19 protein-coding genes and 1 pseudogene are annotated in these 22,835 nt (G+C 67.7%); 7 read left to right on the forward strand and 13 right to left on the reverse strand.

What is annotated here, in order from left to right; genetic code table 11:
- Window positions 1–17 precede the first annotated feature (17 nt).
- On the forward strand, window positions 18–1,805 hold the full coding sequence (locus C4T42_RS03865; RefSeq protein ID WP_020091370.1) for an acyl-CoA dehydrogenase C-terminal domain-containing protein: 1,788 nt from the start codon (window positions 18–20) through the stop codon (window positions 1,803–1,805).
- Between the two features lie 128 nt (window positions 1,806–1,933).
- On the opposite strand, the gene C4T42_RS03870 is transcribed toward C4T42_RS03865, so the two are convergent.
- The 3 genes from C4T42_RS03870 to C4T42_RS03880 form a co-directional block, all read right to left on the reverse strand.
- Entirely contained in the window at window positions 1,934–3,214 is a 1,281-nt protein-coding gene (locus C4T42_RS03870) for an O-acetylhomoserine aminocarboxypropyltransferase (protein WP_020091369.1), read from the reverse strand.
- A gap of 101 nt (window positions 3,215–3,315) precedes the next feature.
- Window positions 3,316–3,531, reverse strand: a complete 216-nt coding sequence (locus C4T42_RS03875; RefSeq protein WP_056522126.1) for a hypothetical protein — start codon at window positions 3,529–3,531, stop codon at window positions 3,316–3,318.
- A gap of 34 nt (window positions 3,532–3,565) precedes the next feature.
- Window positions 3,566–3,808 carry a hypothetical protein gene (locus tag C4T42_RS03880; RefSeq protein WP_020091367.1) on the reverse strand — a complete coding sequence of 81 codons (243 nt, stop codon included), beginning with the start codon at window positions 3,806–3,808 and terminating at the stop codon, window positions 3,566–3,568.
- A 190-nt stretch (window positions 3,809–3,998) separates the two neighbouring features.
- Between C4T42_RS03880 and C4T42_RS03885 the strand changes: the two genes are divergently transcribed.
- From C4T42_RS03885 to C4T42_RS03895, 3 genes are all read left to right on the forward strand, one after another.
- Window positions 3,999–4,199: a hypothetical protein gene (locus tag C4T42_RS03885; RefSeq protein WP_056522129.1), complete on the forward strand. Its 201-nt coding sequence runs from the start codon at window positions 3,999–4,001 to the stop codon at window positions 4,197–4,199.
- A 290-nt stretch (window positions 4,200–4,489) separates the two neighbouring features.
- Window positions 4,490–6,328 (forward strand): ATP-binding protein, encoded by a 1,839-nt coding sequence (locus C4T42_RS03890; RefSeq protein WP_103984727.1) that lies wholly within the window; start codon window positions 4,490–4,492, stop codon window positions 6,326–6,328.
- Window positions 6,325–8,013, forward strand: coding sequence for an EAL domain-containing protein (locus C4T42_RS03895; protein ID WP_103984728.1), 1,689 nt, complete (start codon window positions 6,325–6,327; stop codon window positions 8,011–8,013). Before C4T42_RS03890 ends, C4T42_RS03895 begins: the two co-directional genes overlap by 4 nt.
- Before the next feature lie 27 nt (window positions 8,014–8,040).
- Here the strand turns inward: C4T42_RS03895 and C4T42_RS03900 are convergent, their stop codons facing one another.
- From C4T42_RS03900 to C4T42_RS03935, 8 genes are all read right to left on the reverse strand, one after another.
- Window positions 8,041–9,915, reverse strand: a complete 1,875-nt coding sequence (locus tag C4T42_RS03900; protein ID WP_020091363.1) for a Hint domain-containing protein — start codon at window positions 9,913–9,915, stop codon at window positions 8,041–8,043.
- 757 nt (window positions 9,916–10,672) lie between these two features.
- A complete protein-coding gene (locus tag C4T42_RS03905) occupies window positions 10,673–12,574 on the reverse strand; it encodes a TRAP transporter large permease subunit (RefSeq protein ID WP_103984729.1) in 1,902 nt (633 codons plus the stop codon).
- Window positions 12,575–12,586: 12 nt separating this feature from the next.
- Entirely contained in the window at window positions 12,587–13,603 is a 1,017-nt protein-coding gene (locus C4T42_RS03910; protein WP_103984730.1) for a TRAP transporter substrate-binding protein, read from the reverse strand.
- 303 nt (window positions 13,604–13,906) lie between these two features.
- Entirely contained in the window at window positions 13,907–14,929 is a 1,023-nt protein-coding gene (locus C4T42_RS03915; RefSeq protein ID WP_091678179.1) for a transketolase family protein, read from the reverse strand.
- Window positions 14,926–15,777, reverse strand: a complete 852-nt coding sequence (locus tag C4T42_RS03920; protein WP_056522141.1) for a transketolase — start codon at window positions 15,775–15,777, stop codon at window positions 14,926–14,928. The genes C4T42_RS03915 and C4T42_RS03920 overlap by 4 nt, the downstream gene beginning before the upstream one ends.
- Window positions 15,778–15,790: 13 nt before the next feature.
- Window positions 15,791–16,540, reverse strand: coding sequence for a glucose 1-dehydrogenase (locus tag C4T42_RS03925; RefSeq protein WP_056522144.1), 750 nt, complete (start codon window positions 16,538–16,540; stop codon window positions 15,791–15,793).
- 219 nt (window positions 16,541–16,759) lie between these two features.
- Entirely contained in the window at window positions 16,760–17,656 is an 897-nt protein-coding gene (locus C4T42_RS03930) for a LysR substrate-binding domain-containing protein (RefSeq protein ID WP_103984731.1), read from the reverse strand.
- 840 nt (window positions 17,657–18,496) lie between these two features.
- A complete protein-coding gene (locus C4T42_RS03935; RefSeq protein ID WP_020091354.1) occupies window positions 18,497–19,105 on the reverse strand; it encodes a PAS domain-containing protein in 609 nt (202 codons plus the stop codon).
- A gap of 170 nt (window positions 19,106–19,275) precedes the next feature.
- On the opposite strand from C4T42_RS03935, the gene C4T42_RS03940 reads away from it, so the two are divergent.
- Window positions 19,276–19,584 (forward strand): hypothetical protein, encoded by a 309-nt coding sequence (locus C4T42_RS03940; RefSeq protein WP_020091353.1) that lies wholly within the window; start codon window positions 19,276–19,278, stop codon window positions 19,582–19,584.
- A 67-nt stretch (window positions 19,585–19,651) separates the two neighbouring features.
- On the opposite strand, the gene C4T42_RS03945 is transcribed toward C4T42_RS03940, so the two are convergent.
- Window positions 19,652–20,044 carry an Ivy family c-type lysozyme inhibitor gene (locus C4T42_RS03945; protein ID WP_081636440.1) on the reverse strand — a complete coding sequence of 131 codons (393 nt, stop codon included), beginning with the start codon at window positions 20,042–20,044 and terminating at the stop codon, window positions 19,652–19,654.
- 220 nt (window positions 20,045–20,264) lie between these two features.
- On the opposite strand from C4T42_RS03945, the pseudogene C4T42_RS03950 reads away from it, so the two are divergent.
- Window positions 20,265–20,717: pseudogene (locus C4T42_RS03950) on the forward strand (IS5/IS1182 family transposase); the annotation flags it as partial.
- A 200-nt stretch (window positions 20,718–20,917) separates the two neighbouring features.
- Window positions 20,918–22,135: a flagellin gene (locus C4T42_RS03955; protein WP_103984732.1), complete on the forward strand. Its 1,218-nt coding sequence runs from the start codon at window positions 20,918–20,920 to the stop codon at window positions 22,133–22,135.
- A 445-nt stretch (window positions 22,136–22,580) separates the two neighbouring features.
- Here C4T42_RS03955 and C4T42_RS32295 read toward each other — a convergent pair whose 3' ends face one another.
- A complete protein-coding gene (locus C4T42_RS32295; protein ID WP_020096387.1) occupies window positions 22,581–22,757 on the reverse strand; it encodes a hypothetical protein in 177 nt (58 codons plus the stop codon).
- Between the last annotated feature and the right edge of the window lie 78 nt (window positions 22,758–22,835).

Here is a 22,835-nt window from a genome sequence, read left to right on the forward strand (position 1 = left end):
GACGGGGGAAGCCAGAGATGCCGCAGTATCGCGCTCCGGTCGAGGATACGCTGTTCTTGCTCACCGACGTCCTCGGCTTCCATGCCCGGGACAACCTAGCGGGCTTCGCCGACGCCTCGCCCGACGTGGTCGAGGCCGTCCTGCGCGAGGGGGCGAAGCTCGCCGAGGAGGTGCTCGCCCCGCTCAACCGCACGGGCGACGTCGAGGGCTGCCGCCGCGAGGCCGACGGGACGGTGCGCACGCCGACCGGCTTCAAGGCCGCCTACGACACCTACGCCAGCGGCGGCTGGATGGGCCTGTCGGTGCCGGAGGCCTATGGCGGCCAGAGCCTGCCGCACACCCTGAACACGGCGATCCAGGAATTCGCCTCGGGCGCGAACCTCGCCTTCGGCATGTATCCCGGCCTGACGCAGGGCGCGATGGCCGCATTGCTGGTCCACGGCTCGGAGGAGCAGAAGGCGCTGTACCTGCCCAAGATGGTCGAGGGCGCCTGGACCGGGACCATGAACCTGACCGAGCCGCATTGCGGCACGGATCTCGGGCTTCTCAAGACCAAGGCCGTGCCGAACGGCGACGGCTCGTACAGCATCACCGGCACCAAGATCTTCATCTCGGCCGGCGAGCACGACCTCGCCGAGAACATCGTGCACCTCGTCATCGCGCGGATCGAGGGCGCGCCCGCCGGCACAAAGGGCATCTCGCTGTTCGTGGTGCCGAAATTCCTGGTGAACGCCGACGGGTCCCTCGGGGCGCGCAACGGCGTGTCCTGCGGCTCCCTCGAGCACAAGATGGGCATCCACGGCAACGCCACCTGCGTGATGAACTACGACGGGGCTACGGGCTGGCTCGTGGGCCAGGAGAATCGCGGCCTCAACGCCATGTTCGTGATGATGAACGAGGCGCGGCTCGCCGTCGGCGTCCAGGGCCTCGGCCAGTCCGAGGTCGCCTACCAGAACGCCGCCGCCTACGCGAAGGACCGGCTCCAGGGCCGCGCCCTGACCGGCGCCAAGGCGCCCGAGAAGGCCGCCGACCCGATCATCGTCCATCCGGACGTGCGCCGCACGCTGATGCAGATCCGCGCCTTCAACGAGGCGGCCCGGGCCCTCATGCTCTGGACCGCGCTCCAGGCCGACATCCTGCACCGCTCCGAGGATGCCAAGGAGCGGCAGGCCGCCGACGACCATCTCGGCCTGATGACCCCGGTGGTGAAGGGCGTATTCACCGACCGCGGCTTCGCCAACGCGGTCGAGGCCCAGCAGCTCCTCGGCGGCCACGGCTACATCGAGGAATGGGGCATGTCGCAGTTCGTGCGCGATGCCCGCATCGCCATGATCTACGAGGGCGCCAACGGCATCCAGGCCATGGACCTGATCGGCCGCAAGCTGCCGAAGGACGGCGGCCGGGCGATGATGACGTTCCTGGGCGAGGTCCAGACCTTCCTTAAGGACCACGGCGAGGATCCCGCCATGGCGCCGTTCACCAAGCCACTCCAGGCCGGGCTGAACGACCTCCAGGGTGCCGTGATGTGGCTGATGCAGAACGCGTTCAGCAAGCCCGACAATGCCGGCGCCGGCGCGACCGACTTCATGCACCTCTTCGGCCTCGTGGCCCTCGGCTACATGTGGGCGAAGATCGCAAAGGCCGCCCAGGCCAAGCACGCCGAGGCCCCCTCCCCCCGCTGGGAGTCGAAGCTGACGAGCGGCCGGTTCTTCATGGAGCGGATGCTGCCGGAGACCGCCCTGCGCCTCAACCGGATCAAGGCCGGGGCCGAGAGCACCATGGCGCTGGAGGCGGAGGCGTTCTGAGCAGCCCGCCGGCTGTGCGCCTCGCGCCAGCCGGCGGCTTCTGGTCAGATCGCTGGAAGCACCGCCGTCCTTGCGAGCGGAGCGAAGCAATCCAGGATCGCTTCACCGCGCTCGCGATGACGCCGGGCTCACGCACCGAGTGCCGCGTCCAGATCCTCGATCAGGTCGGCCGGATCCTCCAGGCCGATCGACAACCGCACCACGTCGGGTCCCGCGCCCGCGGCAGTCTTCTGCGCGTCGGTGAGCTGGCGGTGGGTCGTCGAGGCCGGGTGAATGATCAGGGAGCGCGTGTCGCCGATATTGGCGAGGTGCGAGAACAGCTGCAGGCTCGACACCAGCTTGACGCCCGCGTCGTAGCCGCCCTTGAGCCCGAAGGTGAAGACGGCCCCCGCGCCGTTCGGCGTGTAGCGCCGGGCGAGCTGATGGTACCGGTCGGTCTCCAGGCCGGGATAGCTGACCCACGACACCGCCGGATGCGTCGACAGGTGCTTGGCCACCGTCAGCGCGTTGTCGGAGTGGCGCTGCATGCGCAGCGGCAGCGTCTCGATCCCGTTCAGGATCAGGAACGCGTTGAACGGCGACAGCGCCGGCCCGAGATCGCGCAGGCCCAGCACCCGGCAGGCGATGGCGAAGCCGAAATTGCCGAAGGTCTCGGCCAGAACCATGCCGGAATATTCCGGCCGCGGCTGGCTCATCATCGGGTAGCGCGCGTCGCCGGCCCACTGGAACGAGCCGCCGTCGACGATCAGGCCGCCGATCGAATTGCCGTGGCCGCCGAGGAACTTGGTCGCCGAGTGCACCACGATGTCGGCGCCGTGCTCGAACGGCCGGATCAGGTACGGCGTCGCCATGGTGTTGTCGACGACGAGCGGGATGTTGTGCTTCTTGGCGATCTGCGACAGCGCTGCCAAGTCGGTGATGACGCCGCCGGGATTGGCGATCGACTCGCAGAAGATCGCCTTGGTGCGCGGCGTGATCGCCGCCTCGAAGGAGGCGGGGTCGTCGTTGTCGGCCCAGGCCACCGACCAGCCGAAGTTCTTGTACGAGTGGTTGAACTGGTTGATCGAGCCGCCGTAGAGCTTGTTGGAGGCCACGAACTCGTCGCCCGGCTGCATCAGGGCGTGCATGGTCAGGAACTCGGCCGCGTGGCCGGAGGCCACCGCCAGGGCTGCGGTCCCACCTTCGAGCGCCGCGATGCGCTCCTCGAGGACAGCGTTCGTCGGATTGGTGATCCGCGTGTAGATGTTGCCGAAGGCCTGGAGCCCGAACAGCGACGCGGCGTGGTCGACGTCGTCGAACACGAAGCTGGTGGTCTGGTAGATCGGCGTCGCCCGCGCGCCGGTGGCCGCGTCGGGGGCGGCGCCCGCGTGGATCGCCAGCGTGTTGAAGCCGGGCATGCGGTCGGACATCGTCGGGTCTCCTCAGAGCACCCGAGCCTGTACGCACGCCTGGGAGTGCGGCGCAAGACTCGGGCGCGAAGACTCGGGCGCGACCGAGCGCTTCGCAATCCCTAGGCGTCCGGCCGGTGGCCGATGTCGATATGCGGCTGGCCCGCATCGACCAGGGCACGGTCCACGGCCTCGATGGCGAGCAGGGTCCGGGTCAGGTCCTCGGCCATGGAGATCGGCGCCAGGTCGAGGCCGCCCAGGCGCCGCGCGATGGCGTTCCGCTGGCGGGCCAGGGCGGCGCGCGCCCGGTTCAGATCCTCGATCTCGTCGGCGGTCATCCGCGCTCCTTCTCGTCGGGGTGCCTCGCCGCGCTCAGGCGCCCGGCGTCCAGTCGATGTTCGGGCGCTGGGCCAGCATGCGCTCGAAGTAGTTGGCGACGGCCTGCGCCCCGTCCGTGTGCATCATCGCGACCGGATGCGCGAGGTAGGCGCGGGCAAGATCGACCGGAATCCGGCCGCCCTGGAGCGCGCTCAGCACCTCGTCGATGAAGGCGTCGTTGGCCTCGTTGAAGTCGTTCGACAGCTTCTTGCGGTCGTTGAGGGCCTTGATCGGCATGCAGCATCCTTGTCGCGCGGAGCCGGGTCGCGCCCGGCCGGAGGGCTCGGCCCGAACCGGGCCGCGGTGGGGAAGGTTCCGGCCATGGAACCTGACGGACAGGTCCAACTGGCGTGCGCGCCCACACCGCTCGGTAACCTTCCACACACGATCCGTGGAGCGGAGTCCCGCGCTCGAGCGTTTACCGGTCATGACGACCGAAATCACGCGCTCTCATACCGTCGAGATCGTCCCGTGCCTGGACGATCCGCGATGTTTTCGCTGGATCATCCGCAGCCGCGGCGGCGCAGTTGTGGAGCACTCGCCCTACGCGTTCGTGACACAGAACGGAGCGCGGATCTCCGGAGAGTGCTGGATGCGCGAGCATTTCGGCGACGGTCAGGTCGCGTAGGCTGCGGCCGCGACCGGCAGGGGCGGACACGACCTTCCATGTGGAATCTGCGCGGGTGTTTCCGCGCCGCGCCGGCATGTCGATGGCAGACGATCCCGCTGGATCATGCGCCGACCGGTCCGCGTCCTCCCGCGCGACCGTCGCGGCGGCCATCAAATACAACCTTGACGATGCTCACGAGCCGTAAGGCATCGGTTAAGCATTGTTTCGCTGGCCATATTTCTTTGTCAGAACTTTAATCACGCCCGACCAGTATCGCGCCGATTCTGTTTCTGACCAGGGTGCGAACGATGCTGAGCGGCGACGGAACGGTCCGGCACGACGATGCCGCGTCGCCCATGGGCGCGGTGACGTCGATCGAGGGATCCAAGGTCCATCTCGAACTCATCGTGCAGGGCGGCCGGCCCAGGGTGCGCGTCACCGTCGGCAATCTGGTTCGGATCCGTGCCGGAGAGGCGATCCTCGTCGGCATCGTCACCACGCTGTCCTCGGGCAGCGAGCGCGGGCACCGGCCGGGCGCCTACGCGAGCCTCGACCTGCTCGGCGAGATCCACGCGGCGCAGGGCGCGCACCGCTTCAGCCGCGGCGTTAGCTGCTACCCGGCGATCGGCGACGATGTGGAACTCCTGTCCGCCACCGACCTCCGGATCGTCCATCAGGTCTCGGCGACCGGCACGGCGGCCGTGGGCGCGCTCTACCAGGATCCCGAGACCCCGGCCTGCATCAAGATCGACGACCTGCTCTCCAAGCACTTCGCGGTGCTCGGCGCGACCGGTGTCGGGAAGTCAAGCGGCGTCACCGTCATCCTCGATGAGGTGATGCGGGCGCGGCCGGCCGTGCGCGTCTTCCTACTGGACGTGCACAACGAGTACGCCGCCAGCTTCGGCGACCGCGCGAGCGTCATCAGCCCGCGGACCCTCAAGCTGCCGTTCTGGCTGTTCAACCTCGAGGAGATCGCCGACGTCATCTACGGCGGCCGGCCGGCCGTGGACGAGGAGATCGAGATCCTGGCCGAGGTGATCCCCCTCGCGAAGAGCAAGTACGGGCAGTACAAGGAGGCGAGCGACCGCCAGATCGTGAAGCGGCCCTTCGGCAAGGGCGCCGGCTACACGGTCGACACGCCGGTCCCCTACATGCTGCAGGATCTGCTCGCGCTCATCGACGAGCGGATGGGTCGGCTCGAGAACCGCGTCTCCCGGATGCACTATCACCGGCTGATCACCCGGATCGAGGCGATCCGGAACGATCCCCGGCACGGTTTCATGTTCGACAACGCCAATGTCGGCGGCGACATGATGGGCGAGATTTTGGCGCACCTGTTCCGGCTCGATCCCGACGGGCGGCCGATGACGATCATGCAGCTCGCCGGTCTGCCGATGGAGGTCGTCGACGCCGTCGTGTGCGTGCTGTGCCGCCTCGCCTTCGAGTTCGGCATCTGGAGCGAGGGCGCCGTCCCGCTGCTGTTCGTCTGCGAGGAGGCCCACCGCTTCGCCTCGGCCGACCGGTCGGTGGGCTTCACGCCGACGCGGCGCGCCCTGGCGCGGATCGCCCGCGAGGGCCGCAAGCACGGCGTCCATCTCGGGCTGGTCACCCAGCGCCCGGCCGAGCTCGACGCGACGATCATGTCGCAATGCAGCACCCTGTTCGCCATGCGCATGACCAACGCGCGCGACCAGGCCTTCCTGGCCGCGGCCGTTTCGGACGCCGCCAACCTCCTCACCTTCGTGCCGTCGCTGGGGACCGGCGAGGTCATCGCCTTCGGCGAGGGCGTGCCGATCCCGGCGCGGATGACCTTCCGGCCGCTGCCGTCGGCCCGTCACCCGCGCAACGACGCGAGCGGCAGGGCCGCCGAGGACGACGCGACTGTCGCCGGCGCGGCCTTCGTCGGCGCCGTCGTCGAGCGCTGGCGCGGCGCCACCATGAACAAGGTCGCCGGGTACGACGGCGATCCGGCCGCGGCGGCGCGCCTCGCGCGCGAGGCGGGCTCGGACGGCCCGCACGGCGCCGCCCTCGAGCAGGTGCATCGCCGTCTCCTCCGCCGCCCCCTGGAGGGCGGCGACCAAGCTCAGACCGGCGCCCCGGCCGGCGCCCAGGCTGCCAAGCCCCTGTGGCAGCAGGGCGGGGCATGAGCGAGCCCGCTTTCCCGGAGCGTCGAACCCTGCTCGAGGCCGCCATCCAGGCGCTACCCGTCGGGGTCGTGGTCCATGACGGCCAGGGTCACTGCGTCCTCGCCAACGCCGCCGCGCGCGCCCTCGGGGACAGGGCCGTCCAGGCGCTTCCCGCCGCGGCGGCCGGCGCCCGGGACGCCGGGACCGTCGAGGCAGTCGACGACCGGATGCTCGAGGTGCGGACGCGGCCGGTCGCCGAGGACCGGGACGGTTTCACGCTGACGACCCTGATCGACGTCACGCAACATCACCGGATCCAGCGGGAGCTGATCACCAAGGCCTTCATCGACGCCCTGACCGGCCTGCCAAACCGGACGATGTTCGAGCAGAGCATCGCGGATGTCCTGGCGGGGTCCGCGCCGGGGGACCGGTTCGCCCTGGCCTTCATCGATCTCGACAACTTCAAGCACATCAACGACTACTACAGCCACGCCGCGGGCGATGCCCTGCTGCGCAAGGTGTCCGACCGGATCGGCGGCGCGCTGCGCCCGAGCGACCTCCTGGCGCGGATCGGCGGCGACGAGTTCGTGCTGCTCCTCGCTCCCGTCACCGACGGGGACGCGGCGCTGGCCGCCGTGCGCGCCATCTCGGAGCGCCTGAAGCAGCCGTTCTTCATCGACGGGCACGAGATCTTCGCTTCCGCCTCCATCGGCGTCAGCCTCTTCCCGGAGCACGGCGACAGCTACGAAACCCTCGCCCGGCAGGCCGACAACGCGATGTACCGGGTGAAGGGCGAGCTGAAAGGCGGCGTCAGCGTCTTCGACGACGCGATGAGCCAGGCCGCCACGGCCCGCATGGCCGTGGAGCAGCGCCTCCGGCTGGCGATCCGCGACCGCTGCTTCTGCTGCGCCTTCCAGCCCAAGGTCGACATGCGCTCCCACGCGGTCACGGGCGTCGAGGTGCTCCTGCGCTGGCGCGACGAGGTCGGCATGATCCAGGCGCCCGGCGACTTCATCGCCCTCGCCATCGAGCTCGGGCTGATCAACGAGATCACCCTGCAGCTCCTGGCCGAGACGGTGCGGGCGATGCCCGACATCGACGAGGTTTTCGGACCCGACGTCACCGTGAGCCTTAACATCGCCGCCAAACAGGCCTGCGACGTGCCGTTCATGACCGCCTTCTGCGCGGCGCTCGGCGAGACGGGACTCGCCGAGCGCTTCGTGCTCGAACTGACCGAGGAGGCCTTCTTCACGACGGGCCGCTTCCAGCGCGAGGTCCTGCCGAAGATCCGGGCGATCGGCGCGCGCGTCTCGATCGACGATTTCGGCGTCGGCTACTCGTCCCTCGCGGCCCTAGCGGACATCACCGCGGACGAGTTGAAGATCGATCGCTCGTTCATCACCGACATCGACAAGCGGCCGCGCAGCCAGATCGTCCTGAAGGCGATCGAGTCGCTCGGTGCGGCGCTGGGCATGACGGTGGTGGCCGAAGGCGTCGAGACCTTCGAGGAGGTCGCCTACCTGCTCGGCGCCACGCAGATCCGCTGCGCCCAGGGCTACTACTTCGCGCGCCCGCTGCTGCTCGACCAGATCCGGCAGGCCGAGCCGCCGCGCATGTCCGGGGCTCGCGGTCCGGCCGCGCGCGGCCGCGCGTCGGACCTGCGCGCGTCGGACCTCCGCGCGTCCAGCCTGATGCGGCGCGCCTGACGTCCGCCGCGCGGCCGCGGTGGCGCGTCAGGCGGCCAGCAGGGGCCGCCACACGCCCGCCGCGTCCGCGGCCATGGCGCAGATGACCGCCTCGTCGATCGAGCGACGCACCTCGACCACGTGCGGCACACCGGGAGCGAGGGGCGCCTCGACGCCGAGGTCGAATCCGTGCCGGCCGTCGCCCACGCCCGCCGCCGCGATGTCGGCGCGGTACTCCGCCGCCACCGTCACCGCCACGATCGTCCCGTCGACCACGATGTCCAAGCATACGGGGGCGTCGGGCTGCGCGGCGTCGTGGGCCCAGCCGGCCACGCGCAGCGCGCCGTCCGCGCGCAGCGCGCAGCGATCCAGCCACGCCCGCACGGCGCCCGGACGCGACGTCGCGCCGGCCCGACGGATCAGCCGCCTGCGCAGGGCGGCGAGCTGGGGACCGAGCGCGGTGCGCGGCGCGTAGGCCTGCGGACCGATCGCGCTGTCGTCCGGATCGCGGCCGTCGAAGAGCCGCCGGAGGCCGGGAGCGGGCAGGAAGCTCTCGGCCGGCGCGCCCTCCGCCAGCAACAGGTCGTGGCTGTCGAGCTCGATATGCCAGTAGGTGAGATCGATCACGCGCTCACCGCGGGTGATGCTGGTTCCGTTGACGAGGTGGCCGGCGGCGACGAACAGCCCGTCCAGCCAGACGGCGTGGTCCGGCGAGACGAGCAGGTCGCGGGCGGGGACACCGTCGTCGAGCGCGCCGGCCCGGATGCGCACGGGCCGCTCGGTCGGCGGGGCCGACGATCCGGGATAGGTGCGGCGACCGATCCACCGGATCGGCCGATGCAGGCCCGCGGCCGTGACGACCCTGTCGCCCACCGCGAGCCGCTCGACAGCGACGTCGCCGCGGTCGGTCCTGATGGACGTGCCGGTGCAGTAGCACGGGGCGTTTCCCGGCGCCGCGGTCCCTTGAGCCGTCCCCGAGGACGATTGAGAAGATCCATTCGACCCGTTGGCGCCCGATGCAGGCGCCGTCGAACCGGAGTTCGACCCGGCCGCGCCCGGCTGCGCTCCGGCCGCGCCGGCGCCCGACCGGAGACCGGCCGTTGCCCCGTACAGACCCGGGTCTCGGCCATCCGGCGACGACACGCGGTCCTGCGGCACCGCGACCGCGTTGGGGTTGTTCGAGTAGACGCGGATATAGTCGATGCTCGAGCTGAAGCGGGTGCCCGTCGTCGCCGTGCTCTGCACGGCCAGGTTGGCCAGCAGATACATGGGGCTGTGCAGGTCGGACGGCGTCGCCTGCGAACCGACGAGCTGACCGTCCACGTAGAAGCTGATGCGATCGGCCTGCCAGTTCATGCCGTAGGTGTGATACCCGTTGGGATTGGGCATCTCGCTGTAGACTTGGCGGGTCTGCTGCCAGGTCGTTCCGGGCGGCTGCGGGTCGGTCGTGTGGATCGTGCTGTAGACGCCGCGGTCGTTGTTTCCGTAATGCTCGACGACGTCGAGCTCCTGGTGCCCGTTGGCGCTGCTCGACTGCGGGCTCTGCTGATTCGGCAGCAGCCAGAAGGCGTCCCAGGCATCGGGATTGTTGGAGAAATCCGCGCGGATCTCGAAGTAGCCGTAAGTCTGCGAGAAGTTGCCCTGCGTGCTGATGAGGCCGGACTGCCAGCTCCCCGGATAGCCGGACGCGCTCGTCCCGGGCGGCGCCGCCGTGATCGTCAGAACACCGTTCTGGACGCTGAAGGGATCGTAACCGGACCCGGAATCGAGGAACGACGACCGACCGAAGCCGATGTCGGAGTTGGCGTCGTACCGCCACTCGGCGCGAATATCGCGGTAGGTCGTCCCGACGCCGTTCTGCGAGATGCTGCGCGCGTTGAACTCGTCGTCGTAGGTCAGGCGATAGCCCGTCAGATCAAGCATCGACGCCGTCTCATCACCATTCTGGTTCGCCGGACGTGGCGCGCTGTCAAATCAAGATTGCCAACAAGCAATCCGCGAATAGTTAATAATGTCCTGCGTGTCGCGCGGACGAAGTGAGCATCGGCCGCGACAGGCCGTGGCCTGAACGCCCGCCGGTCGCGTCGCGCCATCGAGCAGGGAAAGACGACACGGTTAAGGCTGACTAACCGTATCGGCCACGTGGCGCAAATCAGTCACGGCGCCGCGCGGCTGCGGCCGTACTGGCTGACGGTCAATCGAGGCGCTGCGCGGAACGGCCGTGACGGGCTGGAGGGCCGGTGACGGCGGGGGCCTCTACCGCGTCATCGCGGCCAGCGGATCGGAACGCTGGGTGATGGTCGACCGGATGCTCGGACGTCGCCGCTCGATGAGGCTCGGGTCCGCCCCTGCTGTCGCCGTAGAGGCTGTTCAGGCAGGCGATCGATGCCGGCCCGCAAGCCATTGCAGCTCCGATCTTCCGGGCCAGAACGCGCGTGCATTGGAAGGAGCCGGCGCAGTCGCACGCGATCGCGGGGGCAAGCGGCGATCCGATCCAGCACGTGGCCTTGTCCTGGGCGACCGATGAGCGACAGGCCGCGCTCGCCGCCCTCTTCGGTCGGGCCGTGCGGCCTCGCGGGTCGGCGGCACCTCCCAGGATGCACTGATCGGACAGTCCCCCGACGAGGAAGCGACTGCATTCCGTTGGATGCAGCCGCTTCCTGGATCGCGTTGCAGCGCCTCAGAGGAAGCCGATCGAGAACCAGGGGACGAGGATGATGGCGAGCAGCCCGACCAGCAGGGCCAGGATGTAGCCGACGATCGGGCGCATCCCGGCGTCGGGGTTGATCCGGCTGATGGCGCAGGCCGCGTAATAGCCGACGCCGAAGGGTGGGGCGAACAGGCCGATGCCCATCGCGAGGATGACCACCATCGAATAGTGCACCTCGTGGACCCCGACTGCCCGCGCGATCGGGAACAGCAGCGGCCCGAACAGCACGATCGCCGGTATGCCCTCCAGCACCGAGCCCAGGATGATGAAGGCGAAGGCCGAGACGAACAGGAACCCGAGCGCGCCGCCCGGGAGGCCCTTCATCACGACGGCGAGCGTCTCCGAGAAGCCCGACTGCGTGAGCGCCCAGGCCATCCCGGTGGCCGCGCCGATGATCAGCAGGATCGCGCCGGACAGCGCGGCGGTGGTCACCAGCATCGGGTAGAGCCGCCGCCACTCGAACTGGCGGTAGATCAGCAGGCCGGCCAGCGCCGCGTAGACGATGCCGATGGTCGAGACCTCGGTGGCGGTGGCGATGCCCTCGACCACGGCGAAGCGGATCACGAACGGCAGCGCCAGCGCCGGGATCGCCACCAGGAAGGCGCGACCGATGACCCGGCCGGACGGCCGGGCGACGTGGCTCAGGTCTTCGCGGCGGTAGCGCCACCAGACCAGCGCGCAGAGCGTCGCGGCGAGGACGAGGCCCGGCATCAGGCCGCCGGTGAACAGCGCGGTGATCGACACGCCGGTGACCGAGCCGATGGTGATCAGCACGATCGAGGGCGGGATCGTCTCGGTCTGCGCGCCGGTGGTGGCGAGCAGGGCCACGAGGTCGCCCTCCTTGGCACCGCGGGCCTTCATCTCGGGGAACAGCACGGGGGCCACGGCGGCCATGTCGGCGGCCTTGGAGCCGGAGATGCCCGAGACGAGGTACATGGCCCCGACCAGCACGTAATGCAGGCCGCCGCGGACGTGGCCGAGCAGCGAGGCCAGGAAGCCGACCATGGCCTTGGCCATGCCGGTCATCTCGATCAGCAGGCCGAGGAATACGAACAGCGGCACGGCGAGCAGGATGAGGTGGCTCATGCCCTCGTCCATGCGGCCGACCACCACCATCGACGGGGCGTTGGTGGTCAGCGTGATGTAGGCGAAGGTCGACAGGCCGAACGCGAAGGCGATCGGCACGCCGGAGAAGACCAGCGCGCCGACGCCGAGGACGAAGAACAGCAGCAGGTTGAGGTTGCCCAGCCCCGCCAGCCAAGGCTGGAGGGCGGCGAGCCCACCCGCGACCGCAACGCCGAGCCCCAGTGCGCCGGCCGTCATCCGCCAATCGGCCGTTTCGAAGAGGCGGATGACGGCGACCAGCAGCATCAGGCCGAGGCCGATCGGCAAGGCAGCGGCGCGCCACGCATTGTTGAGATCGAGGGCCGGCGTCTGGACGTAGATTTCCTCGGCCGCGAACTCGTAGGCCGGGTGCAGGACGAGGCTCACGAAGATCAGGCCGGCCACCAGCGCGACTGTTTCCAGAAAGGCGCGGGTGCGGGGTCCGGTCATCGCGACGATCGCCGTCATGCGCATGTGCTCGGCGCGGCGGAAGGCGACCACGGCGCCCAGCATGGCGAGCCACAGGAACAGGATGCCGGCGAGTTCGTCCGACCAGACGAGCGGCTCATGGAAGACGTAGCGGCTCACGACGCCGGCGAGCAGCACCCCGATCTCGGCCAGCACCAGCAGGGCGGCCGGGATCTCGACGAGATGACCGAGGAACCGATCGGCGGTCCCGAGCCATGGGTGACCGCTCAGCGGGGGCCCGTGCAGGCCGTGACTGGGCGTTGCCTCGACAGAGGCGGCGGCGGCGATATCGACGTGCATGACACCCCACCCTCAACCGAGCTTGCCGGATACGGCTTCGAGGTGGCTCCAGCCGATTTCACCGAACTTCGCCTTCCAGTCCTTGTAGAAATTCGTCTTGGCGAGAGCGGCACGGAAAGGCTCGCGGTCGACATCGATGAACCTGATCCCTTTCTCTGACAGGGTCGTGCGCAGAGAGTCGCTGAGCCTGGCCACGTCCGCACGCTGATCCTGACCCGAGCGGTCGAACTCCCTGGTCACGATCGCGCGCAGGTCCTCGGGCAGCTTCTGCCAAGCGCGCTTGTTTCCGAGGATCCAGTAGCCGTCCCAGACGTGGCCGGTCAGGCTGCAGGACTTCTGCACCTCGTAGAGGCGCGTCGTGGCGATGATCGGCAGCGGGTTCTCTTCGCCCTCCACGACCTTGGTTTGGAGCGCCGAGTACAGCTCGTTGAAATTGATGGGCGCGGCCCCGGCGTCGAGGGCCTTGAAGAGCGAGGTCAACATCGGTGCTTGGGGCACGCGAATCTTGAAGCCCTTCAGATCCTCGGGCGTCCTGATCTCACGGGTCGAGGAGGTGATCTGACGGAAGCCGTTGTCCCAGCTCTTGCAGATGGTCGTGATCGGCGTCTTGGTGATCTCGGCGCGGACATAGTCGCCGAGCGCCCCGTCCATGGCCTTCCAGACGGCATCGTAATCCTTGAAGGCGAAGCCGGTGTTGGGCAGGCTGGACGCCGGCACGAAGGTCGACAGGATCGAGTGTGAGAGGTTGAAGAACTCGACCGAGCCGTTCCGCACCTGCGACAGCAGGTCGGTGTCCGAGCCGAGTTGATTGGCCGGGAACAACTTGATGTCGACGCGCCCGCTCGTCGCCTCGCGGATCCGGTCGCACGCTTCCTGCGCCCGGACGTTGACCGGATGGGTCGGGTCCTGCCCGGTGGCGAGCTTGTAGCCGAATTCGGCGGCCTCGCCCCGGCGCGTGATGATGCCGAAGATCGGGACGGCCGCGGCGCCGGCAAGAAGTGTCCGACGGCTTATGTTGAGCGTGCTCACGATGTCACTCCCTGATGATGCTCGGTGGCGCGATCCCGCCTGCTACGGTCTTTGAGATCGCCGGCCTCTGCCCATTCGTGCAGGTCGCCCTTTTGCTGAGCGTTTTTATTGTTTTGATCGATTATTGAAGTCTTTAATTGTTTTCAGGCGCGCATCATCGCCCGGAGCGCGCGATGCGACCGAATGAATAGAGAAATCTTTCTACGGCACAGCATGATCGCGGACGCGGAGACCCGCGATCATCTCAATTCAGCTCAGTTATGGGTGCGATCAGTCGCTTGTTGTCGCGAGCGACGGCTGCGCCTACAGCCAACCGCGGATGCTTCGGGCCATCGCCTCGGTCGAGATGCCGTAGCGGTCGTGAAGGGTCGGCAGCGCTCCGGCGTCGAGGAACTCGTCCGGCAGGCCGACTTGACGGAAGCCGCGCTCCGGCAGGGTACCGTCGCGCATCAACAATCCCGCCACCGCCTCGCCGAGGCCGCCGACCACCGAGTGGTTCTCGGCGACGACCACGAGGCGCCCACCGCGACGGGCCTCGGCCAGGATCGTCGCCGCGTCGAGCGGCTTGATCGTCGGCACGTGCAGCACCGCCACGTCGACCCGATCCTCGCGCAGGGCCTCGGCCACCTCCAGGGCGCGCATCGTCATCAGGCCCGACGAGATCACCAGCACGTCGCGGCCATCGCGGATCGTCTTGGCCTTGCCCCACTCGAACCGGTAGCCGTACTCGTCGAGCACCAGCGGGACGTTGCCGCGCAGCAGCCGCAGGTAGACCGGGCCCTGGTGGGCGACCATCGCAGGGACCATCTGCTCGATCTCGTGCGCGTCGCACGGGTCGAGGATCGTCATGTTCGGCATGCCGCGGAAGATCGCGACATCCTCGGTCGCCTGATGGCTGGGCCCGTAGCCGGTGGTCAGGCCGGGCAGCGCGCAGGCGATCTTGACGTTGAGGTTCTCCTCCGCGATCGCGAGGCAGATGAAGTCGTAGGCGCGCCGCGCCGCGAACACCGCGTAGGTGGTGGCGACCGAGACGAACCCCTCGCGGGCGAGGCCGGCGGCCGCGCTCATCAGGAGCTGCTCGGCCATCCCCATCTGGTAGAACCGGTCAGGGTGGGCCTGCGCGAAGATGTGCAGATCCGTGTACTTGGCCAGATCCGCCGAGAGGCCGACGATGTCGGGCCGGGTCTTGGCGAGCTCCACGAGGGCGTGGCCGAAAGGGGCGGGCTTCGTGCGCTGCCCCGGGGCGGCCAGCGAGGCGATCATCGCCGAGGTCTTGGCGCCGCCGCCGACGCGCGGCGCGGGCCTCTCATATTTCGAGCGTCTCACTGCACCCTCCCCTCGTCCAGGATCTCCAGCGCCTGCGTCCACTCGGCCGGCTCGACCCGCAGGAAGTGGTTGCGCTCGCGCTCCTCGAGGAACGGCACGCCCTTGGCCATCTTCGTGTCGCAGATGATCACCCGGGGTTCGGGACCCGGATGGTGCCGGGCGGCATCGAAGGCCTTCACGAGCGCGTCGAGGTCGTTGCCGTCGACCCGCTGAACGAACCAGTTGAACGCCTCGAACTTCGGCGCCAGCGGCTCGAAGTTGAGAACCCCGTGCGAGGGGCCGTCCGCCTGCATGCCGTTCACGTCGACGATGCCGATCAGGTTGTCGAGCTTGAACGACCCGGCCGACATGGCGGCCTCCCAGGTCGAGCCCTCGTCGAGCTCGCCGTCGGAGAACAGGTTGTAGACGAAGCTCTTCGCGTTCTTCCGCTTCAGCCCCAGCGCCATGCCGACCGCGATCCCGAGCCCGTGGCCGAGCGACCCGCCGGTGATCTCCATGCCGGGCGTGTAGGCGGCCATGCCGGACATCGGCAGGCGGCTGTCGTCGCCGCCGTAGCTCGTCAGCTCGTCCTCCGGGATGATCCCGGCCTCGATCAGCGCCGCGTAGAGGGCGATGGCGTAGTGGCCGATGGAGAGGCAGAAGCGGTCGCGGCCCTCCCATTCCGGATCCTCCGGACGGTAGGTCATCGCGTGGAAGTAGCTCACCGCCAGCACATCGGAGATGCCGAGCGCCTGGGCGATGTAGCCCTGTCCCTGGACCTCGCCCATCAGCAGGGCGTGGCGGCGGATATTGTAGGCCCGGTCGGCCAGCGAGATGTTCGAACCCTCGTGGGGCCGTTCAGTTGACATGAGGTCCTCCCTCTCAGTGGATCAGCATGCCGCCATTCACGTCGATCACCGCGCCGGTGATGTACGCGGACAGGTCGGAGGCCAGGAACAGGCAGGCATTGGCGATGTCGTCGGCGACGCCGAGGCGGCCGAGCGGGATGCCCTTGGCGATCTCGACCTTCAGCTCGGGGGTGAGCTTGTCGCCGGTGATGTCGGTCTGGATCAGACCGGGGGTGACGGAATTGACCCGGATGCTGTCAGCGCCCAGCTCGCGGGCCATGGCCTTCTGCAGGCCGAGGACGCCGGCCTTCGCCGCGGAATAGTGCGGGCCGCCGAAGATGCCGCCGCCGCGCTGGGCCGAGACCGACGACATGCAGACGATCGAGCCGGATTTCTGCTTCCGCATCTGCGGGACCACGGCCTGGCTCATGTAGAGCGTGCCGCGCAGGTTGACGTCGGTGACCGCGTCGTAGTTCTCCGGTCCCACATCCATCAGCTTGAGCGGCTGGGTGATGCCGGCGTTGTTGATCAGCACGTCGATCGAGCCGAGGCGGGCGATCGTCTCATCGGCGGCAGCTTGGCATGCACCCCGGTCGGTGACGTTGCAGGCGAGGCCGAGATGGCCGTCACCGAGGTCGCGGGCGGCCGCCTCGGCCTGGCCGGCGTCGAGGTCGAGGATGACGACGCGGGCGCCCTGCTTCGCGAAGAGCCGCGCGGTGGCCTTGCCGATGCCGCGGGCGGAGGCCGCCCCGGTGATCACGCAGACCTTGTTCTCGAGAAGCATGTAGACCCTCCCTGCAAACCGGCCGAACCCGGCTTCTTCTGCGATGGGAGGCGGAGAAAGCGTGGCATGAAGCCAGCTCACTCTCTCGGGCCGCGCTCTGACGGGCGTCAGCGTCCGAGCCGTTTCCTCGCGTCCTATCGTTGACGCCCTTATGGCTGCCCGAGAGGCAATGAACAAACGCGAAGATTGCATTCAAACATGAATGAAATTCATTAAACGCTATTCCAGCTCCGAGCTCGGCGATACAGACAGTTCTTTAGCGAGCCAGCGCGCGAAGATCCTCAGAGGTTCGCGCCGTCGCGATGATGGCGGAAAGACGAGATGGTGACCGGTGTAGTGGATATCCACTGAACGACCTGCAAGCGGCGCCACGAGGCGTCCGATCGTCATTTCCCGTTCCGCGAGACGTGTCGACTCCAGGGCGACGCCGAGGCCGTCGGCCGCTCCGGTCAATGCCAGGAAGCTGCGGTCGAAGCGCAGGGCTGCGGATGCCGGCGCCGTGAGGCCATTCTTGTCGAACCAGTGCGGCCAGCGCACCAGTTTCGTGTCACTCTGGATCAAGGGATGCCGGAACAGATCGGACGGCTTCTTGATCTGCTCTGCTCGCAACGGGTCGCAGAGCGGCGTCACCGTTTCAACGCCGAGAGGCATGCGCAGCAAGCCCTCGCCGCGCGGGGGGCCGTAGACGATATCGGCATCGAACTCGTCGTTGGTGAAGCGCGCGTAGTCCATGCCTGCGGCCAGTCGCACCTCCATCCCAGGATGGTCGCGCAGAAAACCCGCCAGCCTGGGCGTCAGCCACTGTGCGGCAAAGCTCGGGGCGCAATGCAGGCGCAGCAATTGCGAGCCGCGGGTCGAGATCATGTCGAGCCCGCGATGCAGCTCGGCGAAAGCCCGGCTGACGTGGTCGAGGAGCGCCTCTCCCGCTGTCGTTGGCGCGATACCCTGCCCGACGCGCTCGAAGAGAGGCACGCCGAGCGACTCCTCGAGCTTGCTCATGGCGTGGCTGACAGCGCTGGCCGAGAGGTTCAGCTCGCCGGCAGCCTCCTTGAAAGAGCGACGTCGCGCCGCTGCCTCGAAGATGCGGAACGCGGACAAAGGAAGATCCGAAGCCATGACGCTATCTTGAAGTCCCCCATTTTACGAGAGTATCACATCGCCTATATGCGAGCAGTTTCCTCACGATGCTTGATCTTATTGCGCTGACTGCATCCGCGACAATGAATAACGCGTCACGATGCCCTACTCGCCTTATGACCGGTCGCCTTCCGGGTTGAGGGTCTAGGCATTCCATAGGGGCACCTCCCGCATGAGATGATGCGCCAGTGTCTGGTCGAAGCAACACCTATCGGACCGCTTCCCCTTCTGTCCGCGCCGGGAACCAGCGCGTATCGGTCCAATCAGCAGGATCGAACCGGAGGCAGCACGTCCGCTTCGAGACGAAAGCGCGACATCCGATTGCCATCCTGAGCGGACAATCAGGACCGGCTCCGGCAGCCCGACACGGTCGTCGCGTTCCTCGCACGCCCACTTTTCTGGACGCGCTTCGGATCCGGGGACCGGTCGCGCGAAAATCCATGAGGCCGTACAAGCTGGACGAGGATAGACCGGGCTGCCCCTCGAACTCGGCTCGACTGGTATCGGTGACGCTGTACTCGACGTTCTCGAGATCAGTCGACCCGGTGGCGACGACCAAGCCGACCACCTACAGGCCACACAGGTAACCGCTCACCTGATAGAAGCGGCGTCGGTCTGAGCGAGCGTGCGGAGCCGGCAGAGGCTTGCAGGCGAGATCCGGCACATCGGCCGCGAGTCTATCGATCGTCAGCTCACCCGTCAGTGGAGATGGCGTGGTAGCCGCCGGCCATCCTGCCGATGAGCGGCCTCGCGTCGCGGCTCACACGCTGGTGACGTCGGGCGCGCTTCCGCGTCGTGAGGGGGCAAGAGCGCCCTCGATCAGTTCATCTTCCGGCGCCGGTCCTGCACCTCTTGCTGCGCAAGCTTCCGGCCCAGCGATATCAAGAGCGCGTCGGCCAGCGCTTTCAGAGCCGGATCTCGCAACTCCACAATCGCCTGCTGTGCGGCGATGGCGCGATCGGCGGCCCGGTCGAGCGCGGTTTCATCGGGGCGGCGCGTGCCCTCCGCGAAAGTGCCCTCGCTCATCCGCAGTGAGGTGATGTCCACGAGGATGCCGCCACCACCGACCGGTCGCCCCTGATGATCAGCGGTGAAGCGGCCTCGCGCCAGAACCCAGCGGGTCTGACGGTCGACCGAGATGACCCTGTACTCGGTCAGGAAGGTGCTACCTTCGCCGGCGCTGCGCCGGATCAGATCGAGAACCCGCACCCGATCCTCGGGGTGTATGGCTTCGACGTATTGGGTCAGTGGAACGCCCGCCTCCGCCTGCTGCGGGTCGACATCGAAGAGCAGCGCCACGAAGGCGTCCGAGCGCGCGCAGTCCGTCGCCGCGTCCCACTCCCACTGGCCGATGACGTCGAGTTCATCGAGCGCCGACTGAAATGCCTTCGGACACGTCTGACCGCCAAGGGATCGGGGCTTCGGCACGCCGTACCTGCTCTCGCTGTTCGCTCACACCCATGTGACCTGTCGCACGACACAACCACAAAGGGCAAGCTTTGCGCTAGCACAACCGTTGCGCTTCACACGCATTCAAATAGAATTTGAAACGGTATAACAGTGTACACGGCGCGTGCGGGACGCCGAGACGGAGGCCTATGAGCAGCAAGACGCCGCCCCCCAGCGCCCTTCATCATGAGGAGGAATGCTGGGTCTCGACGCTTCGGCAACAGAGAACGGAACGGCTCCTGAGTCGTATCGCGGAAGCGGTGCAGGTGCCGCCCTCTGCGTTCTACAGGCCACCGAACGCCGTCGATGCGGGAGCGTCCGCCGCGGCAATTCCGGTGGCCCCGGTCGCCAGCGACGCTGAGTGCGCGGAGTTGCTGGCCGCTTTCAATTTAGTCCGTGATCCTGAGGATCGACGCAGGCTCCTGGAGCTGATGCAGAAGACGGCCGAGCGCGCCTGAGGCTGAACAGCCGGCCCTCCGCCCGGTGAGCCGATCGGGACGTCGCGACGTGGAATATGCGACCGCCTCAGAATCCGATCCGATCGGCCGCCTTCCTGAGCGCCGGCGATGGGCTGCCTATCCAGCTGGTGCGGCCGTTCTCATACAGCCGGCCCCACGCGCGCCGCCCGCCCGGCGCGAATATCACCTGAAGTTTATGGTCGAGGCAGTCGTGGACCTTGCACACGTCAGCGAGCAGGTAGGTTTCGCCATCCGCTTTTACTTCTCTGGAAGGTTGGGACGGTCCGTTCGACGTGCGGCTATAGGCCGTCACCCACTTCGGCACTGAAGGACCACTTCTCAGCATCGCGTTGTAGGCGCGCTCGTAGTCGGGTCGGCGCAGCAGATCGAACAGGTAGACATCCGCAGCAGCGGCCGGTCCGACAGCGACGAGACTGAGTACAGCGAAGACTGTGTGCATAAGAATGAGAATAGCTCAGCCGCCGGCGCCGGCAACTGCTGGACCCAAGACATCAGCCTTAGCAATATGGTCCGCGGTATGCGACACCCGTCTGGTTCTTCCAGACCATTATCTCCGGCCCCGCCGACACCGCCGCGCGGGGCTATTGTGCATTCTGCTCTTCAGACGCGCTCTCAGGCTGTTAGGGTCCTGATTGGGGCTGATGCTCGGGTGGGTGGGGATGAGCCCTGCCCGCGAGCCGTATCTGCCCGACGTTTCCGATGAGGAACGGGCGCCGGTCGCGCACGAACTGACGCTGCTGCGCGAGGATGCCGGTCAGCGCGAGCATGCGTTGCGGGAGGTGTTCAGCGCGCTGCGCCACATCGTCAGGACCGGCTGCCTGTGGCGGCTGAGGCCGCACGACCTGCCGCCCTGGTTTGCCGTGTATCGGCAGGCGCAGCGCGGACTATCAGGTGGCTGCTTCGAGCAACGGGCCGAGGATCCGCGCGCGGTGCTGCACCTCGCCGCGGGTCGGGCGCCGGAGCCGACCGCAACCATGCTCGACGGCCGGACCTCGCGCTCCTCGCCCGAGAGCGGCGAACGAGCGGGCTACAATGGGGCCAAGCGCGAGAAGGGCTCGATGCTGCGCATGGCGGTGGAAACCCTCGGCCCTCTCCTGACGCGGCACGTCACTTCAGAATCAACCCTTGGGCGACTCGACGTGTCTCAGTTCCATGAAAAGTATAGTCGCCGGCAACGCGCGTCGTTATATTTCTGTTCACTTCGGTAATTTAATTTCTGCATTGTTTCCGAGTCGAGCTTGATCAATTTCGAGCGCCGTTGTCCATGAGCCCGCCGAAAAAGCGGCGCGTTGAGTCAGAAAGATAGCGATCCATGTCTTCGATCACCCTGTCGGCCGCGACGCGTCAGAACCTGCTCTCGCTGCAGGACACCGCCCAGCTGATGTCGACCACCCAGAACCGGCTCGCGACCGGCAAGACCGTCAACTCCGCCCTCGACAACCCGACCAACTTCTTCACCTCCCAGGCCCTCGACGGACGCTCCTCGAGCCTGAACTCCCTCCTCGACGGCATCTCCAACGGCATCCAGTCGATCCAGGCCGCCAACCAGGGCATCACCTCGATCCAGAAGCTCGTGGACCAGGCCAAGTCGATCGCCAGCCAGGCGCTCTCGACCCAGCTCTCCACCACCGGCACCGCCGCCAACGCCTACAGCGCCAGCACCGCCTCCTCGACCGTGCTCCTGACCATCAACGGCAGCTCGGTCTCGGCCACGGTCGCCGCCTCCTCGAGCATCAACGCCACCGTCGCCGCCCTCAACGCCGCGGTCAGCTCGGCCTCGACCGCGTCGAGCGGCGCCTTCGGCGCCGGCGCGATCTTCTCGGCCGACAGCACCGGCACCAAGATCGTCCTGAACGCCCAGGCGGACGTGGAATTCCAGAACTCCGGCAGCCAGACGGCGCTCGGCTTCACCGCCTCGGCCACCACCGCCTCGACCTACGGCACCGCCGCCAGCACCGTGATGTCCAGCGACCTGTCGATCTCGGGCGTGACGCAGCGCGCCTCGCTGGCCAACCAGTACAACAACCTGCTCAACCAGATCACGCAGCTCGCCAGCGACGCCAGCTACAACGGCGTCAACCTCATTGCCGGCAAGGGCAATGACATGAACATCAAGTTCAACGACACCGGCAGCTCGAACCTGAACGTCGCCTCGGTCGACGCGACCTCCAGCGGCCTGGGCCTGTCGTCGATCACCAACTCGAACAGCTCGACCAGCCAGAACGGCCTCGGCAACTTCCTGCTGAACGCGGACGTCAACAAGACCTTGTCGACCCTGACCAAAGCCGACGCGACCTTGAATTCCGCGGCGAGCGCGCTGGGCTCGAACCTGTCGGTGGTTCAGAACCGCCAGGACTTCTCCAAGCAGCTGATCAACGTGCTGCAGACGGGCTCGGCCAACCTGACCAACGCCGACCTGAACCAGGAGGCGGCGAACTCGCAGGCGCTGTCGACCCGCCAGTCGATGGGCATCTCGGCCCTGTCGCTGGCCAACTCCGCCCAGCAGGGCGTCCTCCAGCTCCTGCGGTAAACCTCACCCTGAGCGTCTACACCACGCCCGGAGCTCGGCTCCGGGCGAACGCATTCCAAGGTATGGATGGTGGCTCCCGGCTACCGGCGATCGATTGCCGGGCGCCGAAAGCTCGCAGAAGCGAGACGATTACAGCGCTACTGCCCGGAACGTAGGGGAATCGTAGATCTGGAAGCAGCCTGCCGAGTGCAGGGCCAGAGATGCTCCAGTGCCCTATGTTGAGGAACCTCAATTCATTCTGAGCCGATGTCGATGACTGACTGGCGGATGGCTGCTTTCGGGATCAGCCAGACAGCTGTCCACAAAGCGGTATGGGTCGGCACCAGTCCGTTCGGTCCTGGAGCCGGTCGATCCGATCCAGCAGCCGCTCGAGCACGGACAGGGCCGGGAGGATGTCGGTCGGAGCGAGGAGCCGGGCCTGGGCCTCGGCGCGGGCAGCGTTGCCTCAGGTGAGAAACAGAAACAGGGCGCCGGTCGCGCGCAGCGGCTCCGAAGTCAGCCCGGCGACGTCGCCGACGATGAGGTCCGGCAGCTCCGCCGGCGCGATGTCGTCATACAGGTCGTGGACGGTGCAACGCCGCGCGGGGCCGAGGGAACGTGCGAGGCGCCCGGTCCGGATCATCAGAGATCAGCAACAGCCCGCCCAAGGCGGCCTCCGTGCGACGACGGGGCGGTGCAGCGTCCAGCTTCGATTGGCGGC

This window comes from Methylobacterium sp. 190mf (assembly GCF_900107945.1).
GTDB lineage: Bacteria > Pseudomonadota > Alphaproteobacteria > Rhizobiales > Beijerinckiaceae > Methylobacterium.